The sequence below is a fragment of the Pseudomonas sp. ADPe genome, assembly GCF_014843515.1.
Classification (GTDB): domain Bacteria; phylum Pseudomonadota; class Gammaproteobacteria; order Pseudomonadales; family Pseudomonadaceae; genus Pseudomonas; species Pseudomonas citronellolis.
Genome location: NZ_CP062122.1, coordinates 1,515,512 through 1,533,906, shown reverse-complemented (window position 1 = coordinate 1,533,906; position 18,395 = coordinate 1,515,512). Strand labels below are relative to the sequence as shown.

Sequence of the window (18,395 nt, the reverse complement as noted above, 5' to 3'; positions counted from 1 at the left end):
GGTCCGGACAGGCGGGAGGATATCGCAAAGGTCCGACGCGGTGGGGCCATACGTCCCCAAGGAACGGCATGGGTGAGAGGCTCTTCGTAGGCGCGAGCCGTGTCAGCCTGCAGCTCGCGCCGGGATGGCCGGCGATCGCGGACAAGGTCCGCTCCTACGGGGGAATGCCGTGCCTCGGGGCAACCTGCGGGCCCTGCCCGCGATTTCGCGCGCAGGGCGCGCTCCTACATGGGAATGGTGTAGGTGGGGCGGCGTAGGAGCGGATCCCATCCGCGAATCGCGCCGGGATGTCCGGCTATCGCGGACAAGGTCCGCTCCTACGGGGGGATGCCGTGCCTCGGGGCAACCTGTAGCGGGCCCTGCCCGCGATTTCGCGCGCAGGGCGCGCTCCTACATGGGAATGGTGTAGGTGGGGCGGCGTAGGAGCGGATCTCATCCGCGAATTGCGCCGATAGTTCCGGCTATCGCGGACAAGGTCCGCTCCTACGGGGGAATGCCGTGCCTTCGGGCAACCTGTAGGAGCGGGCCCTGCCCGCGATTTCGCGCGCAGGGCGCGCTCCTACATGGGAATGGTGTAGGTGGGGCGGCGTAGGAGCGGATCTCATCCGCGAATTGCGCCGATAGTTCCGGCTATCGCGGACAAGGTCCGCTCCTACGGGGGAATGCCGTGCCTTCGGGCAACCTGTAGGAGCGGGCCCTGCCCGCGATTCGCGCGCAGGGCGCGCTCCTACATGGGAATGGTGTAGGTGGGGCGGCGTAGGAGCGGATCTCATCCGCGAATCGCGCCGGGACCTCCGGCTATCGCGGACAAGGTCCGCTACGGGGGAATGCCATACCTTCGGGCAACCTGTAGGAGCGGGCCCTGCCCGCGATTTCGCGCGCAGGGCGCGCTCCTACATGGGAATGGTGTAGGTGGGGCGGCGTAGGAGCGGATCTCATCCGCGAATCGCGCCGGGACGTCCGGCTATCGCGGACAAGGTCCGCTCCTACGGGGGAATGCCGTGCCTCGGGGCAACCTGTAGCGGGCCCTGCCCGCGATTTCGCGCGCAGGGCGCGCTCCTACATGGGAATGGTGTAGGTGGGGCGGCGTAGGAGCGGATCTCATCCGCGAATCGCGCCGATAGTTCCGGCGATCGCGGACAAGGTCCTACACCCTCCGGCAAACACAACACCCCGTAGGATGGTGTTGAGCGAAGCGATACCCATCACCAGTGTCCGATGGGTATCGCTTCGCTCAACCCATCCTACGAAGAGCGTTCCGGCGCAGCGCTGGCCCTCAGGCCGGGAACAGCACCTTGGCCACGTCGCTGTAGCGCTTGGCGAAGTGCACCGTCAGGCCTTCCTTGAGGTAGTCCGGCAGTTCCTCGAAGTCGCCGCGGTTGGCTTCGGGCAGGATCAGTTCGTGGATCTTCTGCCGGCGCGCCGCGATCACCTTCTCGCGCACCCCGCCGATGGGCAGCACCTGGCCGGTGAGGGTCAGCTCGCCGGTCATGGCCACGCCCTTCTTCGGCGCCTGGTTGCGCGCCAGGGACAGCAGGGCGCTGGCCATGGTGACGCCGGCGCTGGGGCCGTCCTTGGGCGTGGCGCCCTCGGGCACGTGCAGGTGGACGAAGGCCTGGTCGAAGAAGTTGGCGTCGCCGCCGTACTTCTTCAGGTTGGCGGTGATGTAGCTGTAGGCGATTTCCGCCGACTCCTTCATCACGTCACCCAGTTGCCCGGTCAGCTTGAAGCCGCGGTTCAGCGTATGGATGCGCGTCGCCTCGATGGGCAGGGTGGCGCCGCCCATGCTGGTCCAGGCCAGGCCGGTGATGACGCCGATGCCGGAGAGCAGCTGCTCGGTGCGGAACACCGGCATGCCGAGGTAGCTCTCCAGGTCCTTGGCGCCGATCTTCAGCTTGGCCTCGGGGTCTTCCAGCAGCTTGACCACGGCCTTGCGCACCAGCTTGCCGAGCTGTTTCTCCAGCTGCCGCACCCCGGCCTCGCGGGCGTAGCCTTCGATCACCGCGCGCAGGGCGGCGTCGTTGATCGACAGCCGCTCCTTCGGCACCCCGGCCTTTTCCAGCTGCTTGGGCCACAGGTGGCGCTTGGCGATGGCCAGCTTCTCCTCGGCGATGTAGCCGGACAGGCGGATGACCTCCATGCGGTCGAGCAGCGGCCCGGGGATGGAGTCCAGGGTGTTGGCCGTGCAGACGAACAGTACCTTGGACAGGTCCAGGCGCAGGTCCAGGTAGTGGTCGAGGAATTCCACGTTCTGTTCCGGGTCCAGCGTCTCCAGCAGCGCCGAGGCCGGGTCGCCCTGGTAGCTGGCGCCGAGCTTGTCGATCTCGTCGAGCATGATCACCGGGTTCATCACCTCGACGTCCTTCAGCGCCTGCACCAGCTTGCCCGGCAGGGCGCCGATGTAGGTGCGGCGGTGGCCCTTGATCTCCGCCTCGTCGCGCATGCCGCCGACGCTGAAGCGGTAGAACGGCCGGCCGAGGCTCTCGGCGATGGACTTGCCGATGCTGGTCTTGCCCACCCCGGGCGGGCCCACCAGCAGCACGATGGAGCCGGCGATCTCGCCCTTGAAGGCGCCCACGGCGAGGAACTCGAGGATACGGTCCTTGACGTCTTCGAGGCCGGCGTGGTGCTTGTCCAGCACCTTGCGCGCGTGGGGCAGGCTGAGCTTGTCCTTGCCCAGCACGCCCCAGGGCACCGCGGTGGCCCAGTCCAGGTAGTTGCGGGTGACCGCGTATTCCGGCGAGCCGGTCTCCAGGATCGACAGTTTGTTCAGCTCTTCGTCGATGCGCTTCTTCGCCTGCTCGGGGAGGATCTTGCCTTCCAGGCGGGCGCGGAACTCGTCGGCGTCGGCGCTCTTGTCGTCCTTGGTGATGCCCAGCTCCTGCTGGATAGTCTTGAGCTGCTCCTTGAGGAAGAACTCGCGCTGGCGCTCGCCGATCTTGCGGTTGACCTCGGCCGACAGCTCCTTCTGCAGGCGCGCGACTTCCACCTCCTTGCGCAGCAGCGGCAGGACCTTCTCCATGCGCTTGAGCATCGGCACCGTGTCCAGCACCTCCTGCAGCTCGTTGCCGGGCGCGGTGGTCAGGGCCGCGGCGAAATCGGTCAGCGGCGAGGGGTCGTTGGGGTTGAAGCGGTTCAGGTAGTTCTTCAGCTCCTCGCTGTACAGCGGGTTGAGCGGCAGCAGCTCCTTGATCGCGTTGATCAGCGCCATGCCGTAGGCCTTGACCTCGTCGCTGGAGTCGCTGGGCGTGTGCGGGTAGTCCACCTCGACCAGGAACGGCGGGCGGTGGCGCTTGATCCAGCCGCGGATGCGCACCCGCGACAGGCCCTGGGCGACGAACTGCAGCTTGCCGCCTTCGCGGCTGGCGTGGTGCACGCGCACCAGGGTGCCGTGCTCGGGCAGGCTGTCGGGGTCGAAGTGGCGCGGGTCGTCCGGCGGGTTGTCCATGAAGAACAGCGCCAGGCTGTGGTGGTCGGTCTTGGCCACCAGCTCCAGGGTTTCCGCCCAGGGCTCCTCGTTGACGATCACCGGCAGCACCTGCGCGGGGAAGAACGGGCGGTTGTGGATCGGGATGACGTAGACGGTGGTCGGCAGCTTCTGGCCGGGCAGCACCAGGCCGGTCCCGGTGACCTCCTCGGCGCTGTGGATATCGTGAATCTCGTCTTGGTCGCTCATGAGGCACCTGACTGATTGAACATGACAGTCTAGATGGGGAATCGGCCCGCGACTTTCAATTCCCCGACGAGCGCGGCCTGTTGCCGGAGGTTTCCCGCGGCGGGCGCAGGAAGTCGCTGGGCGGGCGGCCGAACTGGCGGCTGAACATGGCGCTGAAGGCGCTGGGCGTGGAGTAGCCGACCTCCAGCGCCGCCTCCAGCACGCTGGCGCCGCTGCCCAGCAGTTCCAGGGCGCGCAGCAGCCGGGCCTGCTGGCGCCACTGGCCGAAGGTCAGCCCGGTGTCGCGCAGGAACCAGCGGCGCACCGTCTTGGCGTCGACCTTGGCCCGCGCGGCCCAGTCCTCCAGCCCGGCGTCCAGGCCCATGTCCCGGCACAGCCGGCGCAGGCGCGGCTCGTTGGGCAGCGGCAGGTGCAGGGGCAGCGCTGGCTCGCTGGTCAGCTCGTCGAGCAGCAGGCGCAGCACGCGGCCGTCGCGGCTGTCCGCCGGAACCTCGCCGGCGATGCCGACGGCGGCCAGGATCAGCTCGCGCAGCAGCGGCGAGATGGCCAGCACCGTGCACGCGGTGGGCAGGTGCGGCGCGCTGTCCGGCTCGATGTAGAGGGTACGCACGCGCACCTCGCCGACCATCCGCGTCCAGTGCTCGACGCCGGCGGGAACCCACAGGCCACGGTTGTCCGGCACCACCCAGAGGCCGCCGGCAGTGCCCACCACCAGCACCCCGCGCACCGCATAGAGCAGTTGCGCGCGCTGGTGGCTGTGGCTGGGCACCTGGTGGCCGTCGGCGTAGTCCAGGGCGACGGCGGTCACCGGGCCGGTGGCGTGCTGGTCGCCGTGAATGGAAGGAATGTCCGCTTCTCGCATTTCATCGCCCATTTTGCGTTAGACGGCCAGTCTCGCCCGTTACTAGCATGCTCGCCAATCCCCTCGCGCCCGGTTTTTCCCATGTCCGATTTCGCCACTGCCCTGCAACCGCTCACCGAACAGCTCACTCGCATCGCCGACCTGCTGCAGCGCAACCTGCCGCCGCAGCCGGCCCAGGCGCTGCAGCCGGAAGTGATCGCCTACCTCTGGGAATACCGCCCCCACGCCGGGGTGGCCCAGGCGCAACTGACGCCGGTGCGCGAGCCGGCGCTGATCGCCTTCGACGACCTGCGCAACGTCGAGCGGCAGAAGGCGCTGATCGAGCGCAACACCCGCCAGTTCGTGCAGGGCCGCCCGGCCAACAACGTGCTGCTCACCGGCGCCCGCGGCACCGGCAAGAGTTCGCTGGTGAAGGCCTGCCTGCACGCCTTCCACGCCGAGGGCCTGCGCCTGATCGAGGTGGACAAGGAGCACCTGGGCGACCTGCCGCAGATCATCGAGCTGGTCCGCCAGCGCCCGGAGCGCTTCATCCTGTTCTGCGACGACCTCTCCTTCGAGGACGGCGAGACCGGCTACAAGGGCCTGAAGACGGTGCTCGACGGCTCGGTGGCGGGGCAGGCCGGCAACGTGCTGATCTACGCCACCTCCAACCGCCGCCACCTGCTGGCCGAGCGCGCCGCCGACAATCTGGCCTTCTCCCGCGGCGAGAACGGCGAGCTGCACCCGGGCGAGGCGGTGGAAGAGAAGGTCTCGTTGTCCGAGCGTTTCGGCCTGTGGATTTCCTTCTATGCCTTCAGCCAGGACGAATACCTGGAGGCGGTGGCGCGCTGGCTGCAGTCCCACGGCCTGGGCGAGGAGGCCATCGAGGCCAGCCGTGCCGAGGCGATCCGTTGGGCCACCCACCGTGGCTCGCGCTCCGGGCGCATCGCCGCGCAGTTCGCCCGCGACTACGCCGGGCGCCACGCCGGCTGACCGGCGCGGCTGGGCAGGGCCGCGCAACTTCGCTAGAGTGCGGGAAAGCCACGCACGCCTCCTGCCGATGTTGCACGCACGTCTCGCTCGCCTGCCCGAGCAGTCCCATGCCCACGACCACGAACATCACCAACTGGTGATGGCCCTGGCCGGCCGCGCCGAGTTCGAGGTCGACGGGCGCGGCGGCGAGGTCTGCCGCATGCGCGCCTGCCTGGTGCCGGGCGATGCCCGGCACGCCTTCGCCGGCACGGGCGACAACCGCATGCTGATCCTCGACCTGCAGGCGCCAGGGGTGGCGGACGAGGACCGCGAGCTGCTGGCAAGGCTGTTCGAGGCACCGCGCTACCCGACGCTGGATGCCGACTTCCAGAACCTGCTCAGCTACGCCGGCGCGGAACTGGCGCGCTACGGCAGCGACCCGCTGCTGGCCAGGGCGCTGGGCGGCGTGCTGCTGCGCGCCCTACACCTGCGCCTGTTCGGCGAGACGCCCCGGCCGGCCACCGGCCCGCTGGACATGCAGCGCCTGGACGGGCACATCCGCAGCCACCTGGCGCGGCGCATCACGGTGGCCGAACTGGCCCAGGTGGCCTGCCTGAGCCCCAGCCATTTCCACGCCCAGTTCAAGGACAGCGTCGGCCTGACGCCGCACCAGTACCTGCTCAAGCAGCGCCTGGACGCCGCCGCGCGCCTGCTGCGCGAGACCGACCTGCCGCTGGTGCGGGTGGCGGAAGAGTGCGGTTTCTCCAGCCAGAGCGCCCTGACCACGGCGATGCGCCGCTACCTGGGGCTCACGCCAGGGGCGCTGCGCCGCGGCTGAGCCGGCCGCCTCAGGGACCGGCGATGTCGCGGGAGTCGACCTCGGCGCGGTAGCCGGGGCCGACGTCGAAGAGCACGAAGTAGGGCACCGCCGGGCGCTGGAAGGTCAGGCTGGAGTCGGCGCCCAGGCGTTCTTCCAGCAGCGTCTGGCCGTCATGGCCGAGGACCCGCAGCTTCACGCCCTGCGCCTGGCTGCCGTCGCTGAAGCCGCCCAGGCAGCGGATGCGCTCGGCGTCCAGGGCCTTGCATTCGAGGAAGGGCGCGTGGGCCAGGGCCACTGGGGTGAGGCCCAGCAGGAGGAGGGGAAGCAGGGCTTTCATTGGGATGCTCCTTGGCGGTCGAGCCAGGCCACCAGCGACGGGGAGGCCTCGGCGAGGGGCAGGCTGGCCTGGTGCACGCTGCCGTCCCAGGCTTCGACGGTCAGCCACAGCTGGTCGTCGGCGCGGGCGCGTGGCGGCACCGCCACCTCGGTGAACTGCTGGTACGGGCTGCCGCTGAGCAGCGCGCCGGGGGCGCTCAGGCTGTAGGGCCGGCCGATGCGCAGGTAGGCCGCGCGGATGCGCTGCTCGCAGCCCTGGCACCAGGCCAGGGTGAAGGCCTTGAGGTGGCCGGCGCGGCCTTCGTCCTCGGGGTCGCCGACTTCCCATTCGGCCAGGCGCGCGTGCCAGGGGCCGACCTGCAGTTCGCCGACCTCGCGTTCGCCCAGGCCGGTGAGGCCGCGGTCGACGCGGGCGTCGTGGAGGAACGCCGGCAGGTAGCCGAGGGGGATCAGCACCAGCAGGGCGCTGAGGTGGAAGCGCCAGCGCAGCCACTGGCGGCGCTGGCGCGAAGATTGACGGGCGGGCATGGCGTTCACTCCGTGAGGGCCGCGGTGCGTTGCGGGGCGCGTTGCTTCTTCAACTGCTTGGCGGTGGCCAGCAGGGTGCGCTTGCTCCAGATCTGCAGGCCGCTGAGCACCATCAGGCTGAGCAGCAGGCCGAAGGCGAACCAGATCAGTTTCACCCAGAGCCCGCCGAAATCGCCCACGTGCAGCGGGCGCATGGATTCGCTGAAGAACTCCAGGCCGCTGCGGTCGCCCAGGCGCCGGGTGGCGGCCAGGCTGCCGTCGTAGGGGTTGACCTTGGCGCGCTCGAACAGCAGCGGGAACCAGCCGTGGCCGAGCAGGCCGATGGGCGCGAAGGCGTCGCCCGGCAGCGTCAGGTAGCGCGGCTCGAAGCCGGGAATCTCGCGCTGCGCGACGGCCAGCGCCTGGTCCAGGCCGATGCGCGGCGGCGGCCCGCCGTCGACGCCCGGCGGCACCTGCTCGGGCTGGATGATGGCCGGCACGCCCTCGCTGGAGATGGAAATGGCGTTGTCGTAGAGCACCGCCTGGACCAGGAACCAGGTGCCGCTGACGGCGATCACCGCGATGAACCAGATCGACCAGATGCCGGTCAGGCGGTGGAAGTCGCCCCAGAAGATGCGCGCGCCCTGGTTCAGGCGCAGGCGCGGGGCGAGGAAGCCGCGCCAGAAGCGCTTGTAGACCACCAGCCCGGTGACCAGCGAGGCCAGCATCGGCAGGCCCAGCAGCGTCACCAGGTACCAGCCCCAGCTGTAGCCGTGGCTGAAGGGCACCAGCCACCAGCCGTGCAGGGCGCGGGTGAAGTTGCGGAAGTCGAACAGCGGCGCCTCGCCCTGGATGGCGCCGCTGTACGGGTTGACGTAGAGGGTGGCGTTGCGCGCGTCCGGGTAGCTGACCTGGGCTTCTATGGCGAAGTGCCTTTCGCTCGGCACGTGCAGGCCTTGCACATGGGCCTGCGGCTGCTGGCGCCGGACCGCGGCCAGCAGGGCGTCGTAGCCCAGGCGCTGGGCGTCGCCGGGCGGCGCGTTGGCGCGGATGGCCGGGTTGGCCAGCCAGACGATCTCCTGGCTGACGGTGGCCAGGGTGCCGGTGATGCACACCAGGAAGACGAAGAACCAGATGGGCAAGGCCAGCCAGCTGTGGATCAGGAACCAGTTCCTGGCACGGGATTTCTTGGACATGGGGGCTTCAGGCTTCACGCAGTGGAGGAGGCGGCGATGCCGCCGGGGCCCCGCCATTGGCCGGGGATTCTATGGATAAGGACGGATGAGACGGAGAAATCGGCCAGTGGGTTTGCAATAAATTATTTCATCGCTCCGGTTGCCGGTTTTGCCCCGCTCGTTCGTCTTCATTAGAGAAAGCCGCAATGGCGGCCCGGAAAAGGACTCTTTCGTGACCCTCCACCCTCGCTTCCCCGACGCGGCCGCCGACGACCGGCCCGAGGTCCTGCCGCTGGCGCTGCGCCGCGAACTGCGCCCGGCGCGCAAGCTGCTCGAACGCGCCGGCCTGCGTTGCAGCCTGCCGCGCCTGAAGGTACTGGACGTGCTCTGTTCCGGCGGCTTCTACAGCGTGTCGGCGCTGCACCAGCGCCTGCTGGACGAAGCCGCGCCCATCTCGCCCAACTGCGTGCGCCAGACCTTGCGCCGGCTGCATGCCAGCGGCGTGCTGCGTCGCGATGCGCAGCGCCGCTACGGCCTGGAGACAGAGCTGTTGGCTTAGGGCCCAGGGGTTCGTGGACGAACGATTGACGTGTCGGCCGGCCAACCCGGTCTACAGTTGAAGTGTCGATCATTCGTTGAAAGAACCTGAGGGAGTGTAGCCATGAGCCAGCTGTTCGAGCCCCTGACCCTGCGCCAACTGACCTTGCCTAACCGCATCGGCGTTTCCCCCATGTGCCAGTACTCGGCCGAGGACGGCCTGGCCAACGACTGGCACCTGGTGCACCTGGGCAGCCGCGCCGTGGGTGGCGCCGGCCTGGTCCTGGTGGAGGCCACCGCGGTGGTTCCGGAGGGGCGCATCACCGACCGCGACCTGGGCCTGTGGAAGGACGAGCAGGTCGAGCCCCTGCGGCGCATCACCCGTTTCATCGAATCCCAGGGCGCTGTGGCCGGCATCCAGCTGGCCCACGCCGGGCGCAAGGCCAGCACCTACGCGCCCTGGCTGGGCAAGCCGGGGAGCATGCCGGTGGCCGAGGGCGGCTGGGTGCCGTTTGCGCCGTCGGCCATTGCCTTCGACCCCAAGCACACCACGCCCACGGCGCTGACCGAGGCGCAGATGGCCGAAGTCACTCAGGCCTTCGTCCGTTCCGCCGAGCGCGCCCTGGCGGCGGGCTTCAAGGTGGTGGAGGTGCACGCGGCCCACGGCTACCTGCTGCACCAGTTCCTCTCGCCGCTGTCCAACCAGCGCCGCGATCAGTACGGCGGCTGTTTCGAGAACCGCATCCGCTACCTGCTGGAAGTGACCCAGGCGGTGCGCGAGGTGTGGCCTGAAGAACTACCGCTGCTGGTGCGCCTGTCGGCCACCGACTGGGTGGAGGACGGCTGGAACCCCGACGAGACGGTGGCGCTGGCCCGGCGCCTGAAGGACCTGGGCGTCGACCTGATCGACGTGTCTTCCGGCGGCACCGCGGTGAACGCCGAGATTCCGGTGGGCCCGGGCTACCAGACGCAGTTCGCCGAGCGCGTGCGCAAGGAGGCCGAGATAGCCAGCAGCACCGTCGGCATGATCACCGAGCCGGTGCAGGCCGAGCACATCCTGCGCACCGGCCAGGCCGACCTGATCCTGCTGGCCCGCGAGCTGCTGCGCGAGCCCTACTGGCCGCTCAACGCCGCCGACGAGCTGGGCGGCCAACAGGTGCCCTGGCCGGCGCAGTACCTGCGCGCGGCCCAGCGCGGCACGCCGATGCGCAAACCCCTGGGCGAAGCCTGAGGCCATGGCGCGCCGTCCGTCGGGCGGCGCGCCAGCACTTTCGTACAACAGAATGTGAAATGGATCGCATGCAGGCATTTTGCTGCTATGCTCCGCCGCAACGCGTCAGGACGACGCACTTCCCACTGGTACACGCATGGACGCACGCACCCCACCCGCCGCCGTGCCGGAATCGGAGATCGCCCTGCTGGCGAACATCCTGGCCCTGGCGACGCGCAACATGTCCGCCCTCAGCACCCTGATCGGCCAGCTTTCCCTGGAGCTGGGCCGCAGCGCCGACCCGCACCTGCAGCAGGTCGGCCAGCGCGCCCTGAACGACATCGCCCAACTGGCCGGCGACCTGGAAACCCAGTGGGAGCTGATCGGCAGCCTGGCGCGCTTCTGCCCGCTGCTCAAGCGCAGCCAGCTCAAGCCCGAGCCGCTGCTGACGGAAATCCACATCACCGAGCTGCCCAGCGCCGAATGAGCCTTTGATCGGGATCAGGCCCTGGCCGCTGGGGCGGGACTAGCCTGTCCTGACCATTCCCCGAAAGGAGCCCGGCCATGAAAGCCCTGGTCTACCGCGGTGTCGGCGACATCGCCCTGGAAGAGCGCCCCGACCCCGAACTGCAGGCGCCCGGCGACGCCGTGGTACGCCTGGTCCGCACCACGCTCTGCGGCACCGACCTGCACATCATCAAGGGCGACGTGCCGGCCTGCAAACCCGGCCGCATTCTCGGCCACGAGGGCGTCGGGGTGGTCGAGCAGGTCGGCGCGGCGGTCAGCCAGTTCAAGCCCGGCGACCGCGTGCTGATCTCCTGCATCAGCGCCTGCGGCAAGTGCGACTTCTGCCGCAAGGGCATGACCTCGCACTGCCGCACCGGCGGCTGGATCCTCGGCCACCTGATCGACGGCACCCAGGCCGAGAAGGTGCGCATCCCCCACGCCGACACCAGCCTCTACCACCTGCCCGCCGAGGCGGACGAGGAGGCCATGGTGATGCTCAGCGACATCCTCCCCACGGGCTTCGAATGCGGCGTGCTCAACGGCCGCGTGCAGCCTGGCGGCAACATCGCCATCGTCGGCGCCGGCCCGGTGGGCCTGGCCGCGCTGCTCACCGCGCAGTTCTACTCGCCGGCGCGGATCATCATGATCGACCTGGACGACAACCGTCTGGAAGTGGCGAAGGGCTTCGGCGCCACCGACTGCTTCAATGCCGGCGACCCGCAACTGCTGGAGAAGGTGAAGGCGCTGACCGACGGCCTGGGCGTGGACAGCGCGGTGGAAGCGGTGGGCGTGCCGAGCACCTTCAGCCTGTGCGAGGAGCTGATCGCACCTGGCGGCGACATTGCCGTGCTGGGCGTGCACGGGGTGCCGGTGGAGTTGCACCTGGAGCGCCTGTGGTCGCACAACATCACCCTGCGCACCCGCCTGGTGGACGCGGTGACCACGCCGATGCTGCTCAAGAGCGTGCAGGCCGGCAAGCTGCAGCCCGAACAGCTGATCACCCACCGCTTCGCCCTGGACGACATCCTCCAGGCCTACGAGACCTTCGGCAAGGCGGCGCAGAACAAGGCGTTGAAGGTGATTATCGAGGTTTGATGGCGGGGGGCTTTTCGTATTTTCGTAGGAGCGAGCTTGCTCGCGAACCGTGCATTCCTGCGATGTTGGCGTGATGGATTGACTCCGCTCCCTCTCCCCAACCCTCTCCCTGAAGGGAGAGGGGGCCTTATGGTTTGAAGCGCAACATCGATGCTCGCCGGTTAGCACCACACGTTTCCGCAGGCACGGATAGCTCCCTCTCCCTTCGGAGCGGGGCGCGCAGCCAGGGCGGGGGGAGAGGGTTGGTGGGGCTAGCGCAAACCTTCCAGCCCCAGGCCAACCTCACCACCCCAACTGCTTATGCAACCCAAGGGCGTCGTAGTAATCCCCCTGGTAGACGATCTTGCCGTCCTTGACCTTCACATAACTCACACCGTCGAACGACAGCGGCTTGTTGGTCGCCGGCGTCTGCGCGTCCCAGGCGCCGGTGTTGGTGCCGCTGAAGGTCCACTGGAAGGCGATGCCGTCCTTGTCGACGATGGGCTTGCCGTTCATCTTCCACTTCAGGTCCGGCACGGCGCCGACGAAGACCTTGATCACGTTGTCCCGCGCGGCCTCGCGGCCCTTCTGCGGGGTGCCGACGGTGACGTCGAAGTACTCCGCGTCCTTGGCCAGGTAGCCGGCGGCCTTCTCGGCGTCGTGGGCGTTCCACGCGGCCATGTAGGCGTCGATTATCTGTTTTGGTGTTTCCTGGGATGAAGAGCTGCCAGCCTGGGCCAGGCCGGCGAGGGTGAACAGCGACAGCAGGTAGAACGCTCTGACGAGGTGACGCATGCTTGCCTCCGTTGCGGGCGCGCCCGCGGGTTGTGGGCCGGGTGGCCCTGGGTGCGGGGAAGGCGCTGGGCCCCCGCGAAGGCGGGAGCCCGGCGACTTGCCTCAGTGCTTGAACATCACATGACGAACGGCGGTGTAGTCCTCCAGCCCGTACATGGACATGTCCTTGCCGTAGCCGGAAAGCTTCATGCCGCCATGGGGCATCTCGGTGGTCAGCATGAAGTGAGTGTTGACCCAGGTGCAACCGTACTGCAGGCGGGCCGCCAGGCGGTGGGCGCGGCCGATGTCGCTGGTCCACACCGAGCTGGCCAGGCCGTAGTCGGAGTCGTTGGCCCAGGCCAGCGCCTGCGCCTCGTCGTCGAACTCGGTGACCGAGACCACCGGGCCGAAGATCTCGCGGCGCACCACTTCGTCGTCCTGGCGGGCGCCGGCCAGCACGGTCGGCTCGAAGAAGAAGCCGGGGCGGTCGGCGCGCTTGCCGCCGGTGACCACCTCGATGTGCGGCCGCTGGCGGGCACGCTCGACGAAGCCGATGACGCGCTCCAGGTGCTGCTCGGTGATGACCGGGCCCAGTTCGGTGTCCGGGTCGTCCTGCTCGCCGTAGCGGATGCTGGCGACGGCTTCGCCCAGTTTCTCCACGAATTTGGCGTAGATGCCCTTCTGCGCGTAGATGCGGCAGGCGGCGGTGCAGTCCTGGCCGGCGTTGTAGAAGCCGAAGGTGCGGATGCCTTCCACGGCGGCGTCGATGTCGGCGTCGTCGAAGATGATCACCGGGGCCTTGCCGCCCAGTTCCATGTGCATGCGCTTCACGGTGTCGGCGGTGCCGGCGATGATGCGGCTGCCGGTGGCGACCGAGCCGGTCAGCGAGACCATGCGCACCTTCGGGTGGGTGGTCAGCGGCTCGCCGACGCTCGGGCCGCGGCCGAAGACCAGGTTGACCACGCCGGCGGGGAAGATGTCGGCCATCAGCTCGGCCAGGCGCAGGGCGGTCAGCGGCGTCTGCTCGGAGGGCTTGAGCACCACGGTGTTGCCGGCGGCCAGGGCCGGGCCGAGTTTCCACGCGACCATCATCAGCGGGTAGTTCCAGGGCGCGATGGAGGCCACCACGCCGATCGGGTCGCGGCGGATCATCGAGGTGTGCCCGGGCAGGTATTCGCCGGCGGCGGAACCCTGCAGGCAGCGGCTGGCGCCGGCGAAGAAGCGGAACACGTCGGCGATGGCCGGCAGTTCGTCGTTCAGCGCGGCGCTGTAGGGCTTGCCGCAGTTGTTGGATTCCAGGCGCGCCAGTTCCTCGGCGTGGGCGTCGATGGTGTCGGCCAGTTTCAGCAGCAGCAGCGAGCGGTCCTTCGGCGCGGTCTGCGACCAGGCGTCGAAGGCGGCGTCGGCGGCCTGCACGGCGGCGTCGACCTGGGCCGGGGTGGCCTCGGCGATCTCCACCAGGGTGGTGCCCTGGGAGGGGTTGAGCACGGCGAGCTTCTCGCCTTCGCCAGCGACCAGTTGGCCGTTGATCAGCAGTTTGGTTTGCATTCTTGAAGTCCTCTTGGTCAGGAGCTTGTGGCGTAATCGTTGGTCTTTCTTGTGGGGCCGCCGGTTTCGGCAGTCCTGAGGGGGTCTGTTATGTCGGAGCGGGGGCTTTTCCCTCTCCCCCCGCCCTGGCTGCGCGCCCCGCTCCGAAGGGAGAGGGAGCCGTACGTGCCGGCTGAGGCCTTGGTTTCCTCCTGCTCCGATCAAGTCCCCTCTCCCTTCAGGGAGAGGGTTAGGGAGAGGGCCGCACGGCACCGTAGTCACTTGCCACTCCCCGCCACGCCCTCGCCACCCTTGGTCAGGTAGTAGGCGCCGAGGATCGGCAGCATGGTCACCAGCATCACCAGCATGGCCACCACGTTGGTCACCGGCACGTCGCGCGGGCGCGTCAGCTGGTTGAGCAGCCAGATCGGCAGGGTGCGCTCGTGGCCGGCGGTGAAGGTGGTGACGATGATCTCGTCGAAGGACAGCGCGAAGGCCAGCATGCCGCCGGCCAGCAGGGCCGAGCCGAGGTTCGGCAGGATCACGTAGCGGAAGGTCTGCCAGCCGTCGGCGCCCAGGTCCATCGAGGCTTCGATCAGGCTGTGGGAGGTGCGGCGGAAACGGGCGATCACGTTGTTGTAGACGATCACCACGCAGAAGGTCGCGTGGCCGATGACGATGGTCAGGAAGCCCGGCTCGATGCCCAGCGTCTTGAACGCCGAGAGCAGCGCGATGCCGGTGATGATGCCGGGCAGGGCGATGGGCAGGATCAGCATCAGCGAGATGCCTTCCTTGCCGAAGAAGTCGCGGCGGTACAGCGCGGCCGCGGCCAGGGTGCCCAGGAGCATGGCGATCAGGGTGGCGATGCAGGCGATCTTCAGCGACAGGCTGATCGACTCCAGCACGTCCTGGCGGCCGAAGGCGACGCTGAACCAGTGCAGGGTGAAGCCCTGCGGCGGGAAGCTGAACGCGGCGTCTTCGGTGTTGAAGGCGTACATGAAGATGATCAGGATCGGGAAGTGCAGGAACACCAGCCCGCCCCAGGCGGCGGCTTTCAGACCCCAGGAAGCCTTCTCTTGAGATGAGGAGTCAGAGTGCATCGAAGGCCCCCAGGCGTTTGACGATGGACAGGTACACGGCGATCAGCACGATCGGCACCAGGGTGAAGGCGGCGGCCATCGGCATGTTGCCGATCGCGCCCTGCTGGGCATAGACCATGCTGCCGATGAAGTAGCCCGGCGGGCCCACCAGTTGCGGCACGATGAAGTCGCCGAGGGTCAGGCTGAAGGTGAAGATCGAGCCGGCGGCGATGCCCGGGATCGACAACGGCAGGATGACCTGCGCGAAGGTCTGCCGCGGGTGCGCGCCCAGGTCCGCGCTGGCTTGCAGCAGCGACGGCGGCAGGCGCTCCAGGGAAGCCTGGATCGGCAGGATCATGAACGGCAGCCAGATGTACACGAACACCAGGAAGCGCCCCAGGTTCGAGGTGGACAGGGTGTTGCCGCCCACGCCGGGCACGTCCATCAGCAGGTCCAGCAGCCATTGCAGGCCGAGGTGGTGTACGAACCACATGGCCACGCCGCCCTTGGCCAGCAGCAGGGTCCAGGCGTAGGCCTTGACGATGTAGCTGGCCCACATCGGCATCATCACCGCGATGTAGAAGAAGGCCTTGGTCTTGCCGCTGGTGTAGCGCGCCATGTAGTAGGCGATGGGGAAGGCCACCACGCCGCTGGCGATGGACACCGCGACCGCCATCGTCAGGGTGCGCTGGATGATGTCGAAGTTGGCCGGGGTGAACAGGGCGGCGAAGTTGGCCCAGGTCAGGTCCGGCGTCACCGTCATGGTGAAGTCGTCGAAGGTATAGAAGCCCTGCCACATCAGGGTCAGCAGCGAGCCCAGGTAGATGGCGCCGAACCACAGCAGCGGCGGCACCAGCAGCAGCGAAAGGTACAGCGTCGGCTTGCGGTACAGCAGGTTGGACAGCCGGCGCAGCGGGCCGTTGCCGGCCATGGGCGCCTGCGCGTTCATCGTCAGTTCCATCTCAGGCGCCCTCGTTCAGCGCCACCATGGCCTCGCGCGCCCAGCGCGCAGTGACGCGCTGCCCCGGCTGGTGGGCCACGGCGGCGGCGTCCCACTGGCTGTTGGCCTGGCTCAGGCAGAGGTTCTGGCCGTTGTCCAGGCGGATTTCGTAGCGGGTGGCGGCGCCCTGGTACTGGATGTCGTGCAGCAGGCCGCTGATCTCCAGGTCGCCGGCGCCGCGTTCGCCGTTGGCGAAGCGAATGTGCTCGGGGCGGATGGAGAACGGCTGGGTGTTGCCGGTGAGGCTCTGGGCCAGGTCGCCGCGCAGCACGTTGGAGGTGCCGACGAACTCGGCGACGAAGGGCGTGGCCGGTTGCATGTACAGGTTGCGCGGGGTGTCGACCTGCTCGATGCGGCCCTTGTTGAACACCGCCACGCGGTCGGACATCGACAGCGCTTCGCTCTGGTCGTGGGTGACGAAGATGAAGGTGATGCCCAGCTGGCGCTGCAGCTTCTTCAGCTCGCTCTGCATCTGCTCGCGCAGCTTCAGGTCCAGCGCGCCCAGGGGTTCGTCCAGCAGCAGCACCCGCGGGCGGTTGACCAGGGCGCGGGCCAGGGCTACGCGCTGGCGCTGACCGCCGGAGAGCTGCACCGGCTTGCGGCTGCCGTAGCCGCCGAGGGCGACCATGCCCAGGGCTTCCTCGGCGCGCTTGAGGCGTTCGGCCTTGCCCACGCCTTTCACCTTCAGGCCGTAGGCGACGTTCTCCAGCACGTTCATGTGCGGGAACAGCGCGTAGTCCTGGAACACGGTGTTGACGTCGCGCTGGTATGGCGGCAGGCCGGCGGCCTCCTCGCCATGGATGCGGATGGAGCCGGCGGAGGGCTGTTCGAAACCGGCGATCAGGCGCAGGCAGGTGGTCTTGCCCGAGCCCGAGGGGCCGAGCATGGAGAAGAACTCGCCGTCCTTGATGTCGATGGATACCCGGTCGACGGCTTTCACCTCGCCGAACTGGCGGGAGACCTGGGTGAATTGAACAGCGGGGGTGGTCATGGGGCACGCTCCAGGGGCAGGAATTCGGCGTGCGAAGGCCCTGCCCGGAAAAATCGGGTGAATCAGAAACGGATGTCGGGATAGCGGGACGTAGGATGGGTTGAGCGAAGCGATACCCATCGATGGGGCATCGCTCCGCGGTGATGGGTTTCGCGGAGCTCAACCCATCCTACGAATGTCCCTGTGGCGCTGGCTTAGCGGCCGCCCATGATCGCGATGTAGTCCTGGGTCCAGCGGCTATACGGGACGAACTTGCCGCCCTCGGCCTGCGGGGTCTTCCAGAAGGCGATCCTGGCGAACTGGTCGAAGCCGTTGGTGGCGCAGCCTTCGGCGCCGAGCAGCTCGCTGGCCTTGCAGCCTTCCGGCGCGGCCGGCACCGAGCCGAACCAGGCGGCGACGTCGCCCTGCACCTTGGGCTCCAGCGACCAGTTCATCCACTTGTAGGCGCAGTTCGGGTGCGCGGCCTCGGCGTGCAACATGGTGGTGTCGGCCCAGCCGGTGACGCCTTCCTTCGGGAACACGGTGGCGATCGGCTGCTTCTCGCCCTTCAGCGCGTTGGCCTGGTACGGCCAGGAGCTGGAGGCGGCCACGCCCTCGTTCTTGAAGTCGCTCATCTGCACGGTCGCGTCGTGCCAGTAGCGGTGGATCAGCGAATGCTGCTTGCGCAGCAGGTCGAGCACGGCGCCGTACTGCGCCTCGGTCAGCTGGTACGGGTCCTGGATGCCCAGTTCCGGCTGGGTGCTCTTCAGGTACAGCGCGGCGTCGGCGATGTAGATCGGGCCGTCGTAGGCCTGCACGCGGCCCTTGTTCGGCTTGCCGTCGGGCAGGTCCTGCGCCTGGAACACCACGCTCCAGCTGTCCGGCGCCTTGGGGAAGACCTTGGTGTTGTACATCAGCACGTTCGGGCCCCACTGGTACGGGGTGCCGTAGGTCTTGCCGTTGACGGTGTACCAGGGCGCGTCCTTCAGGCGCGCGTCGACGTTCTTCCAGTTGGGGATCAGCCCGGGGTCGATCGGCTGCACGCGCTTGCCGTAGATCAGCCGCAGCGAGGCGTCGCCGGAGGCGGTGACCAGGTCGTAGCCGCCCTTGGCCATCAGGCTGACCATCTCGTCGGAGGTGGCGGCGGTCTTCACGTTGACCTGGCAGCCGGTGTCCTTCTCGAACTGGGTGACCCAGTCGTAGGCCTTGTCGGATTGGCCGCGTTCGATGTAGCCCGGCCAGGCGATGATGTCCAGGCGGCCTTCACCGGCGCCGACCGCCTTGATGGCGTCGGCGGCCTGTACGCCGGCGCTGGCCAGCAGGGCGGTGGTGATGGCGCTGAACAGTGCTGTCTTGCGCATGCGATGTCTCCCTCGTTTGTTGTCTCTAT

17 protein-coding genes are annotated in these 18,395 nt (G+C 68.4%); 6 read left to right on the top strand and 11 right to left on the bottom strand.

Annotated features, from left to right (window positions below):
* Positions 1 to 1,276: 1,276 nt before the first annotated feature.
* A complete protein-coding gene (lon, locus tag IG194_RS06955; protein ID WP_058487292.1) occupies positions 1,277 to 3,676 on the bottom strand; it encodes an endopeptidase La in 2,400 nt (799 codons plus the stop codon).
* 55 nt (positions 3,677 to 3,731) lie between these two features.
* Positions 3,732 to 4,538: an AraC family transcriptional regulator gene (locus tag IG194_RS06950; protein WP_009616474.1), complete on the bottom strand. Its 807-nt coding sequence runs from the start codon at positions 4,536 to 4,538 to the stop codon at positions 3,732 to 3,734.
* Between the two features lie 81 nt (positions 4,539 to 4,619).
* On the opposite strand from IG194_RS06950, the gene IG194_RS06945 reads away from it, so the two are divergent.
* The gene (locus tag IG194_RS06945) at positions 4,620 to 5,510 is read left to right on the top strand and encodes an ATP-binding protein (protein ID WP_058487291.1); all 891 of its coding nucleotides are present in this window, start codon (positions 4,620 to 4,622) and stop codon (positions 5,508 to 5,510) included.
* A gap of 67 nt (positions 5,511 to 5,577) precedes the next feature.
* Positions 5,578 to 6,327 carry an AraC family transcriptional regulator gene (locus IG194_RS06940; protein ID WP_058487290.1) on the top strand — a complete coding sequence of 250 codons (750 nt, stop codon included), beginning with the start codon at positions 5,578 to 5,580 and terminating at the stop codon, positions 6,325 to 6,327.
* A 10-nt stretch (positions 6,328 to 6,337) separates the two neighbouring features.
* On the opposite strand, the gene IG194_RS06935 is transcribed toward IG194_RS06940, so the two are convergent.
* From IG194_RS06935 to IG194_RS06925, 3 genes are read right to left on the bottom strand one after another with little or no spacing between them, the layout of a single operon-like run.
* On the bottom strand, positions 6,338 to 6,646 hold the full coding sequence (locus tag IG194_RS06935) for a hypothetical protein (protein WP_043314953.1): 309 nt from the start codon (positions 6,644 to 6,646) through the stop codon (positions 6,338 to 6,340).
* A complete protein-coding gene (locus IG194_RS06930) occupies positions 6,643 to 7,173 on the bottom strand; it encodes a hypothetical protein (protein ID WP_058487289.1) in 531 nt (176 codons plus the stop codon). The genes IG194_RS06935 and IG194_RS06930 overlap by 4 nt, the downstream gene beginning before the upstream one ends.
* 5 nt (positions 7,174 to 7,178) lie before the next feature.
* Positions 7,179 to 8,348, bottom strand: a complete 1,170-nt coding sequence (locus IG194_RS06925) for a PepSY-associated TM helix domain-containing protein (protein WP_058487288.1) — start codon at positions 8,346 to 8,348, stop codon at positions 7,179 to 7,181.
* A 211-nt stretch (positions 8,349 to 8,559) separates the two neighbouring features.
* On the opposite strand from IG194_RS06925, the gene IG194_RS06920 reads away from it, so the two are divergent.
* From IG194_RS06920 to IG194_RS06905, 4 genes are all read left to right on the top strand, one after another.
* A complete protein-coding gene (locus IG194_RS06920; RefSeq protein WP_225617182.1) occupies positions 8,560 to 8,886 on the top strand; it encodes a ferric uptake regulator family protein in 327 nt (108 codons plus the stop codon).
* A gap of 102 nt (positions 8,887 to 8,988) precedes the next feature.
* On the top strand, positions 8,989 to 10,095 hold the full coding sequence (locus tag IG194_RS06915; RefSeq protein WP_043314956.1) for an NADH:flavin oxidoreductase/NADH oxidase: 1,107 nt from the start codon (positions 8,989 to 8,991) through the stop codon (positions 10,093 to 10,095).
* Between the two features lie 136 nt (positions 10,096 to 10,231).
* Positions 10,232 to 10,561 carry a hypothetical protein gene (locus IG194_RS06910; protein WP_058487287.1) on the top strand — a complete coding sequence of 110 codons (330 nt, stop codon included), beginning with the start codon at positions 10,232 to 10,234 and terminating at the stop codon, positions 10,559 to 10,561.
* Positions 10,562 to 10,638: 77 nt separating this feature from the next.
* Positions 10,639 to 11,676, top strand: a complete 1,038-nt coding sequence (locus IG194_RS06905) for a zinc-dependent alcohol dehydrogenase family protein (RefSeq protein ID WP_058487286.1) — start codon at positions 10,639 to 10,641, stop codon at positions 11,674 to 11,676.
* Between the two features lie 282 nt (positions 11,677 to 11,958).
* Here IG194_RS06905 and IG194_RS06900 read toward each other — a convergent pair whose 3' ends face one another.
* The 6 genes from IG194_RS06900 to ydcS form a co-directional block, all read right to left on the bottom strand.
* Positions 11,959 to 12,450 (bottom strand): ester cyclase, encoded by a 492-nt coding sequence (locus tag IG194_RS06900; RefSeq protein ID WP_058487285.1) that lies wholly within the window; start codon positions 12,448 to 12,450, stop codon positions 11,959 to 11,961.
* Positions 12,451 to 12,552: 102 nt separating this feature from the next.
* Entirely contained in the window at positions 12,553 to 13,977 is a 1,425-nt protein-coding gene (locus IG194_RS06895) for a gamma-aminobutyraldehyde dehydrogenase (RefSeq protein WP_058487284.1), read from the bottom strand.
* Positions 13,978 to 14,234: 257 nt separating this feature from the next.
* A complete protein-coding gene (locus IG194_RS06890) occupies positions 14,235 to 15,056 on the bottom strand; it encodes an ABC transporter permease (RefSeq protein ID WP_043314960.1) in 822 nt (273 codons plus the stop codon).
* Entirely contained in the window at positions 15,046 to 15,996 is a 951-nt protein-coding gene (locus tag IG194_RS06885; protein ID WP_058487283.1) for an ABC transporter permease, read from the bottom strand. Before IG194_RS06885 ends, IG194_RS06890 begins: the two co-directional genes overlap by 11 nt.
* A gap of 1 nt (position 15,997) precedes the next feature.
* Entirely contained in the window at positions 15,998 to 17,026 is a 1,029-nt protein-coding gene (locus tag IG194_RS06880; protein WP_058487282.1) for an ABC transporter ATP-binding protein, read from the bottom strand.
* 194 nt (positions 17,027 to 17,220) lie between these two features.
* Positions 17,221 to 18,366 carry a putative ABC transporter substrate-binding protein YdcS gene (gene ydcS, locus IG194_RS06875; RefSeq protein WP_058487281.1) on the bottom strand — a complete coding sequence of 382 codons (1,146 nt, stop codon included), beginning with the start codon at positions 18,364 to 18,366 and terminating at the stop codon, positions 17,221 to 17,223.
* Between the last annotated feature and the right edge of the window lie 29 nt (positions 18,367 to 18,395).

Excerpts from the sequence above, each read along its gene's own strand:
- ydcS (WP_058487281.1), bottom strand. The coding sequence starts at position 18,366 with ATGCGCAAGACAGCACTGTTCAGCGCCATCACCACCGCCCTGCTGGCC.
- IG194_RS06915 (WP_043314956.1), top strand. The coding sequence starts at position 8,989 with ATGAGCCAGCTGTTCGAGCCCCTGACCCTGCGCCAACTGACCTTGCCT.
- IG194_RS06880 (WP_058487282.1), bottom strand. The coding sequence starts at position 17,026 with ATGACCACCCCCGCTGTTCAATTCACCCAGGTCTCCCGCCAGTTCGGC.
- IG194_RS06930 (WP_058487289.1), bottom strand. The coding sequence starts at position 7,173 with ATGCCCGCCCGTCAATCTTCGCGCCAGCGCCGCCAGTGGCTGCGCTGG.
- IG194_RS06910 (WP_058487287.1), top strand. The coding sequence starts at position 10,232 with ATGGACGCACGCACCCCACCCGCCGCCGTGCCGGAATCGGAGATCGCC.
- IG194_RS06890 (WP_043314960.1), bottom strand. The coding sequence starts at position 15,056 with ATGCACTCTGACTCCTCATCTCAAGAGAAGGCTTCCTGGGGTCTGAAA.
- IG194_RS06900 (WP_058487285.1), bottom strand. The coding sequence starts at position 12,450 with ATGCGTCACCTCGTCAGAGCGTTCTACCTGCTGTCGCTGTTCACCCTC.
- IG194_RS06895 (WP_058487284.1), bottom strand. The coding sequence starts at position 13,977 with ATGCAAACCAAACTGCTGATCAACGGCCAACTGGTCGCTGGCGAAGGC.
- IG194_RS06925 (WP_058487288.1), bottom strand. The coding sequence starts at position 8,348 with ATGTCCAAGAAATCCCGTGCCAGGAACTGGTTCCTGATCCACAGCTGG.
- IG194_RS06905 (WP_058487286.1), top strand. The coding sequence starts at position 10,639 with ATGAAAGCCCTGGTCTACCGCGGTGTCGGCGACATCGCCCTGGAAGAG.
- IG194_RS06935 (WP_043314953.1), bottom strand. The coding sequence starts at position 6,646 with ATGAAAGCCCTGCTTCCCCTCCTCCTGCTGGGCCTCACCCCAGTGGCC.
- IG194_RS06940 (WP_058487290.1), top strand. The coding sequence starts at position 5,578 with ATGTTGCACGCACGTCTCGCTCGCCTGCCCGAGCAGTCCCATGCCCAC.
- IG194_RS06945 (WP_058487291.1), top strand. The coding sequence starts at position 4,620 with ATGTCCGATTTCGCCACTGCCCTGCAACCGCTCACCGAACAGCTCACT.
- lon (WP_058487292.1), bottom strand. The coding sequence starts at position 3,676 with ATGAGCGACCAAGACGAGATTCACGATATCCACAGCGCCGAGGAGGTC.
- IG194_RS06950 (WP_009616474.1), bottom strand. The coding sequence starts at position 4,538 with ATGCGAGAAGCGGACATTCCTTCCATTCACGGCGACCAGCACGCCACC.
- IG194_RS06885 (WP_058487283.1), bottom strand. The coding sequence starts at position 15,996 with ATGGAACTGACGATGAACGCGCAGGCGCCCATGGCCGGCAACGGCCCG.